Annotated in this window: 7 protein-coding genes and 1 pseudogene; 4 read left to right on the top strand and 4 right to left on the bottom strand. The window is 66.4% G+C overall.

What is annotated here, in order from left to right; genetic code table 11:
* Nucleotides 1-711: 711 nt before the first annotated feature.
* Nucleotides 712-1,026: a hypothetical protein gene (locus HCN51_RS57415; protein ID WP_168022185.1), complete on the bottom strand. Its 315-nt coding sequence runs from the start codon at nt 1,024-1,026 to the stop codon at nt 712-714.
* Nucleotides 1,023-1,265 carry a hypothetical protein gene (locus tag HCN51_RS57420; RefSeq protein WP_168022186.1) on the bottom strand — a complete coding sequence of 81 codons (243 nt, stop codon included), beginning with the start codon at nt 1,263-1,265 and terminating at the stop codon, nt 1,023-1,025. The genes HCN51_RS57415 and HCN51_RS57420 overlap by 4 nt, the downstream gene beginning before the upstream one ends.
* A 353-nt stretch (nt 1,266-1,618) precedes the next feature.
* Here HCN51_RS57420 and HCN51_RS57425 point away from each other — a divergent pair, with 353 nt between their 5' ends.
* The 3 genes from HCN51_RS57425 (at nt 1,619) to HCN51_RS57435 (ending at nt 3,812) form a co-directional block, all read left to right on the top strand.
* A complete protein-coding gene (locus HCN51_RS57425; protein ID WP_168022187.1) occupies nt 1,619-1,888 on the top strand; it encodes a hypothetical protein in 270 nt (89 codons plus the stop codon).
* A 620-nt stretch (nt 1,889-2,508) separates the two neighbouring features.
* The gene (locus HCN51_RS57430; protein ID WP_168022188.1) at nt 2,509-2,868 is read left to right on the top strand and encodes a PadR family transcriptional regulator; all 360 of its coding nucleotides are present in this window, start codon (nt 2,509-2,511) and stop codon (nt 2,866-2,868) included.
* The gene (locus HCN51_RS57435; RefSeq protein WP_168022189.1) at nt 2,865-3,812 is read left to right on the top strand and encodes a hypothetical protein; all 948 of its coding nucleotides are present in this window, start codon (nt 2,865-2,867) and stop codon (nt 3,810-3,812) included. Before HCN51_RS57430 ends, HCN51_RS57435 begins: the two co-directional genes overlap by 4 nt.
* A gap of 482 nt (nt 3,813-4,294) precedes the next feature.
* Here HCN51_RS57435 and HCN51_RS62010 read toward each other — a convergent pair whose 3' ends face one another.
* Complete coding sequence (locus HCN51_RS62010) at nt 4,295-4,429, bottom strand: hypothetical protein (protein WP_277350332.1); 135 nt, start codon at nt 4,427-4,429, stop codon at nt 4,295-4,297.
* Nucleotides 4,430-4,449: 20 nt separating this feature from the next.
* On the opposite strand from HCN51_RS62010, the gene HCN51_RS57445 reads away from it, so the two are divergent.
* On the top strand, nt 4,450-4,767 hold the full coding sequence (locus HCN51_RS57445; protein ID WP_168022190.1) for a hypothetical protein: 318 nt from the start codon (nt 4,450-4,452) through the stop codon (nt 4,765-4,767).
* Nucleotides 4,768-4,882: 115 nt separating this feature from the next.
* Here the strand turns inward: HCN51_RS57445 and HCN51_RS57450 are convergent.
* Nucleotides 4,883-5,776 (bottom strand): annotated as a pseudogene (locus tag HCN51_RS57450) (IS982 family transposase).
* Nucleotides 5,777-6,004: the final 228 nt, after the last annotated feature.

Consider the following 6,004-nt stretch of genomic DNA (forward strand, 5'->3'; position numbering starts at 1 on the left):
TGCGCTCGTGCGATACATGAGGCGCGAGGGCATCACCCCATGAGGGTGGGTGACGAGGACCCGGCCCCCTTCGTAGATCTTCATCACGCCAGGCGCAGCACACACCCAACCTCCACCGGCGCGGCATCACGAGTAAACCGCCGGCTACCAGCCGCCGGTCGCCGATGCGCAGACCGCGCACTGTCCAGGTTCAGGGCGGAAGCAGGGCCATGCAGGCATGCGCCGCCGCAGGCAGCTTGTCCCCGCCCTGAACAGGGACTCGTGCGGAAGTCTCGTTCTCCCCGGACAGGAGGGCGGGGCAAGCTCTGACCTACGAGCTCATTTCGACCAAGCTGAGCCCTGTCGCCATCTGCAGATGGGGCGGTTCATGGTGCAGTTGTCGCCGCTCATCGCCGTCATCGTCAGCTCGGCGGGGACTGGTGCCCGGTTTGCGTCTCGCGATCTTCGCTGAATGATCTCTCTGCAGCGCACGCTGGCGGGCGAACTCGGCTCTCTTGGTGCCGGGAAATCCAGAAGCAATGCGAGGGGCTCCTGGACGCTCTCACAGGTTCCGGCTGTTCAGGGGCTGGATCATTGAGCTTCTCGGCGGCCCGCTTGCCGAGAATGCGCCGGAATTGCGGCGGGCATGTGGCCGGAGCAGACCTGAGCAGATCTGCACGAGAACTTCGCCGCGGCGAACGTGGCGAAGGGTTCGGAGCGCTGCCCGGACGATCACAGGTCCTCCGCGAGGCGGCGGTAAGCTCGCACGGCTTCCATCTCCTGGGGGGAGAGGCTGCCGTGGTATTCCAGGAACCAGTCACGGATCAGGCGCTGCGGCTGGGTGGTGTTGACGTAGCGGCGGACGCCCTCGACAGTGATGGGGACCGTGAGGGTGTCCTGGTCGTGGGAGGACATGACGGTGAGGCCGGTGACGAACCGCCGGCGGGAGTCCACCACGCCGGGCGCGGAGATGACGAGCATCAGGCGTTCCCGGTTGAGGCCCTTGGGGGCGTACAGGTAGACCCCGCCGGTCTGGAGCTGGATCACGCCGCGCCTCGCTCGCGGAACTCGTCGTCAGCGGCGGCTTCCTGTTCGTCGCCTAGGGCTTCGGTGAGGGCTTCGTCGGCGGACTGGTCGGCGGGAGCGCCGGTGACGAGCGCGTAGTAGATGACCGCCTTCTCGACCCAGGCGCTACGACTGAGACCGGCCGCGTCGGCGCACGTTCCGATGAGATCTTGGGCGGTGTCGCTGAGGCTGTATGACGGATTTCTCGGCATGGTTTTCATGCTAGCCGGTGTACCACAGATCTGACTCTTGTGTGTCGTACTTTGTGTCGTACATCTCTGGGACTTCATTCGCGCCGACCTCGGTCAGGACCGCGCTCGCGTCGTGCTCGACCTGAACCCGGCCGTGCCACAGCGTCGCCACCCACCTCGGCGAAGCCGAAGATCCGCTGCAGTTCGTCATGGGCAAGACCAGGCAGCAGAACCCCCGCACCGATCTGTGCCATGTCACCCGGAACTGAGGCCATCGCTGCTGTCGCCGAGCACCGTGCTCCACCCCAGCGCCGAAACTGATCCGGGCGGATCCGAGTTGTTGCCTGACGCCTCGTAGCACCAAATTCGGTCCGGTCCTCCGGATGCCTATCCGGAATCGGCGCCAGCCGTATGCCGCCGATGCCGTCCCGAAGACGGTGCCCTGGTCCGGCAACGGCCACCGCGTGATGGCCAAGTACCGCAGCACCTCGTCCAGCCTGCGCGAGCGGGCCCTGGCCGCCGGACGGCGCAGCCTGCGCCGAGTGAGCTGGTGGCAGGGCACCAAGGACCGCCGGCTTGCACCCCGCTACGACGTCGGCAAGACCGTCAAACGCCGCCACGCCCTCACAACACGGCAACAGTCCGGGCGATGACGAACAAGTTCGGTCTGTGAAGACCCCGGCGCAGCCGAGTCGATCTTGCTTCGACTGCGCTGATGTGCCCCTGAAGTAGCGATCTGTCGGCTCAGTTGCCGGGGTCGGACCTCGTTCCCATGTCGAACCTCGCCCTCATGGGCGCTGCGCTCCAGTCGCTCACCTCATCGCCCCTGTCGACGCACAGCAGCCGCGCTTGGATGACGTTCGTCAACTGGTCGGCGCCGGGCAGGTGCTCCGGGGCGTTGACGAAGTGCCTGACGGCCCCGTCAATACCCTGTCTGTCGTCGTCGAGGCCCTCGGCGTCAAATTGCTGACCGGACTACTTCGTCTCGATGCCAGCAGCAGTCCTCCTCTCCCCAGCAGACCGGCTACGGGCCGAGAGGCAAGGGGGCGCCGCCCGGCACATGAAAACGGCTGTTGCCGTCCTCTATGACTTCCGCGCCCGAACGACACGCTAGACCGCCGTGCTGCCCAGAAGCGGGGCACAGAATGGCAAGGCTGTCGCTCACAGTAGGCCAGTGCCTCACAGCCGGTGAACCGATTGGCCCTGAGGGCTCAGCATTCCCATTGCCATAGACTGCCATGCAGTATATGTAGATGACATGACTATGCGATCAATGCAGGAGCCAACGTTCCTGATCTTGACCGCCCTGGCTGCGCAACCCCAGCACGGCTACGGCATCATGACCGATGTCGCGCGGATATCCGATGGGAAGGTACGGCTGCGCACCGGCACCTTGTACGCCGCGCTCGACCGCCTTGAAAGCGAAGGGCTCATCCAGACCGACCGGGAGGAAATCGTCGACGGCCGCGCGCGACGCTACTACCGCCTGACCGCTGAGGGCACCTCCCGGCTGTCCGCCGAAGCACAGCGACTGCACCGCCACGCCAAAACCGCCTTCGCCCGGCTGGGCATCCCCCCAAGTACCGCCTTCAGTCCGTTCCCCCTCCCGCTATCGTCCCAGGAGGCCCGGTGACCTCCCTGGAGCGGCGCTACCGCGACCTATTGAGGTGGTATCCCCAGTGGCACCGCCGGCTCCATGAACAGGAGATGCTCGCGGTTCTTCTCCAAAGCGCGGCGCCCGCCCAGCAGCGTCCTGCGCTATCTGATGCCCTGGATCTCATCCGCGGCGGCCTGCGCGTACGGATCCATCACGTCATCGGGGCCCCTTCGGCACCCCACTGGCGGCGAGCCGTCAACCTCGCTGCCCTGCTCGGGCCACTTGCCCTGTTCACCCGAGACCTAGCCGGCACCGCGAGCTTCGCCGCCCTATGGTTGCTCGACGCCCACTCCGGCATACGGATCGTGAACTCCCCCGGCCATGTCGTCGTGCAACTACTTGCGTTCGCGCTCCCGTACCTGCTGATCGCGGCTCTCGCCTGGCATCGGCAGCAACGGCTCGCCGCGGCTTGCGCCTGGACCTGGGTGTTCGCGCACGCCTACCTGGTCACGACACCGCCCCACGATCCGGCTGTCACATCTGGCCTGGACCTGGCCCCCTATCATGTCACTCTGGATACCGGAATGGCCTACATCGGCGGCATCGCCCTCGTCGAGTCGGCCAACATCCTCCTCGCCATTCTGGCGAGCCTTGCCACTGACCCCAAGGCCGCTTCTCTGTCGTTCGGCAAGACGCTGACCTGGATGACCGCCGGATTCGCCGCACTGCTGGCAGGCGAGCTCCTGGTGTTCGTCATGCGCGATGACGGTGCACCGATGGCCTGCATTCTCCTCCTTGCCGTTCTGCTACCGGCAGCTGCAGTGGCCATCGGCTCTGCGAGCGGGCGCAGGGTGGCATTCATCTTGATCGTGTTACTCCCCGGAAACCCCGTGCACTCAGTCCTGGCGCTCACCGCGACAGCCATGGCGATCACCACGAGGCGCGTTACGCAGAGAGCCGTCGCAAGAGATGTCCGATGAGCCAAGCCGCTCAAGGGGGGCCACGCCCCCGTGGAGGCAGAGACCCGCAAGCGCACAGCGCCGACCACACGACCCGGTGTCCGCGTACGACCTCATCTCCTGAACGAGGTACGACCTCGTTGCGGCACCCTTGATCTCGCAGCCCCGATCGGTTGGGGTTGTGACCCTCTCGGTTCCGGTGAGGTACGGCCATACGACCGGGCCGCTGGACGACCAACGTGAGATCACGCCGGCCTGTCCGGGCCCGGGGCGGCAGACCGGCGTCAGGGACATGCCCCAGTGAGGGCCGACCAACGAGATTCCTGAGTCAACCCCTCCCTGCTAAGGGTGGCGTTTTGTGGTCTTTTGGTGGGTTCCGGGTTGTGGGGTGTGCCGTCGCGCCAGCAGGCCCACATGACGCGGAGCCAGGCCCGGGCAAGGACGCGGACGGTGTGCGGGTGGCGCTTGCCACGGCCGCGGGCGGCGGCATAGATCTCGGCTGCTCATGTGCTGCTGTGGCGGCTGTTGTCGGCGAAGGTGGTCAGTGCTTGGCGGGCGTTGCGGTTGACCGCGACGCGGAAGCTGACGGTGCGGCTCTTGCCGGAGGCTCTGGTGGCCGAGGAGGGCGAGACCGGCATCCTAAAGCTACGATGACACCATGACCGCTCCCCAGCACCGCGCGCAACTTGCCGATCGCGTTCAACGCCTCGAAGCGGCTGCCTTCAGGCTCGGTGCCGACCTGGGAGACATCAAGTCCGCGGTGGAGCAGTTGCCCACCACCATCCGGCAGGAGATCCTCGACTACACCGAGCCCGTTTTCGGGGAGATCATGGCCGGCAACGCGTCGCTGGCCACCAAGGAACACCTCGATCAGCTTGAGCAACGTCTGAACGATTTGATCGAGATCCGCTTCAGCCAAGTCGACGCCAAGCTTGACCGCCTCCTGGCGGCTCTGCCGCAGCCGCCCGCGAGCTGACCGACGGGCCCGGTTGCGGCAGGCATCTCTCCCGTCGAGACGTGGCATGGCAGGTGACACGGCGAATCTGTCGTCTGGGCAACTCGCCCGCTAGACGAGTGATTCCTAAGTCGGGTCAGCGGTCGTAGGCGATCAGTGATCGGGTGACGGGCTGGCCGGTGTCGCGGTTGTGCCAGATGGTGGCGGTCAGAGCCAGGATGCGCTGGGCGATCCGGGCGCCGACGCCGGCTACTGTACGGCCGCCGTGCAGTTCCAGGGCGAGCTGGCCCTTGAGGGTGTCGTTGACGGACTCGATGAGCTGGCGGGTCGGCTTGAGCAAGTGCTCGCCGGGGTGGGGTGTGCGGTTGCGGTAGAACGGTCGCAGCAGTCGCACTCCGCGCTCGGTCAGGAAGGCGTCCAGCTCGGCGGAGACGTAGCCTTTGTCGGTGATGAGCAGCAGGCCGGGCCGGTCGGCGAGCAGGTCGGGGTCGTGTTCGCAGATGGCCATCAGTACCTGCCGTTCGTCGAGCTTGGGGGTGGCCAGGGCCCAGGTGATCGGCAGGCCGGCGGGGGTGCAGACCAGCTGCAGGCGCAGTCCCCAGAACCAGCGCGAGTGGGAGCGGCAGTAGCCGTAGCCGGCCCAGCCGGCCAGGTCGGAGCGCTGGGTGGTGGGGCGGGAACGGCCGCACTCGGTCGGGGTGGAGTCCACCACCCACAGCGGGTCCAGTCACAGGTCGGTGTCTTGTGCCAGCATCCGGATCGCGCGTTTGAACAGCGGCAGGGCCTTGCGCAGGCGCTTGTTGTAGCCGGACTGGCCGGGCAGGCAGGGGAAGGCGACGGGCTGATGCTCGGGGACGTAGCGCAGCGAGCGGGCCTCGGAGCGGATGTCGAGCAGCGCCTGGGCGACGGCCAGGGTGAGTAGCTCGGCGTCGGTCAGTCGCGGTTTGCGTCCCGGCCTCGGCCGGCGCCCGAGCCAGTCGTCGATTCTGACGTACAAGGCGGTGAGAAGGGTGTTGAGGTCTGTCTTCACAAACCGATCGTCAACACCCTTCGTCATGAACGCACTTGGTGCTGCGGCGACTTAGGACTTACTCGTCTAGGCTAATTGGGGATCTTGGGATAGGTGGCTCCAGGGTGTACCTATTGCGCCGATCGCCAGATTGCACACCCGCTGGCCTGGTGAGTCGTCGCCGGTTTCGTCAGCGGGCGGTACGCAGGCGCAGGAGATGCCCGGTGATGTGGTCACGGGCCGCGGTGA

Origin of the sequence: Nonomuraea composti (genome assembly GCF_012034275.1) — a bacterium.
GTDB lineage: Bacteria > Actinomycetota > Actinomycetes > Streptosporangiales > Streptosporangiaceae > Nonomuraea > Nonomuraea composti.

Excerpts from the sequence above, each read along its gene's own strand:
- HCN51_RS57420 (WP_168022186.1), bottom strand. The coding sequence starts at position 1,265 with ATGAAAACCATGCCGAGAAATCCGTCATACAGCCTCAGCGACACCGCC.
- HCN51_RS57425 (WP_168022187.1), top strand. The coding sequence starts at position 1,619 with ATGCCTATCCGGAATCGGCGCCAGCCGTATGCCGCCGATGCCGTCCCG.
- HCN51_RS57430 (WP_168022188.1), top strand. The coding sequence starts at position 2,509 with ATGCAGGAGCCAACGTTCCTGATCTTGACCGCCCTGGCTGCGCAACCC.
- HCN51_RS62010 (WP_277350332.1), bottom strand. The coding sequence starts at position 4,429 with ATGCCGGTCTCGCCCTCCTCGGCCACCAGAGCCTCCGGCAAGAGCCGC.
- HCN51_RS57445 (WP_168022190.1), top strand. The coding sequence starts at position 4,450 with ATGACCGCTCCCCAGCACCGCGCGCAACTTGCCGATCGCGTTCAACGC.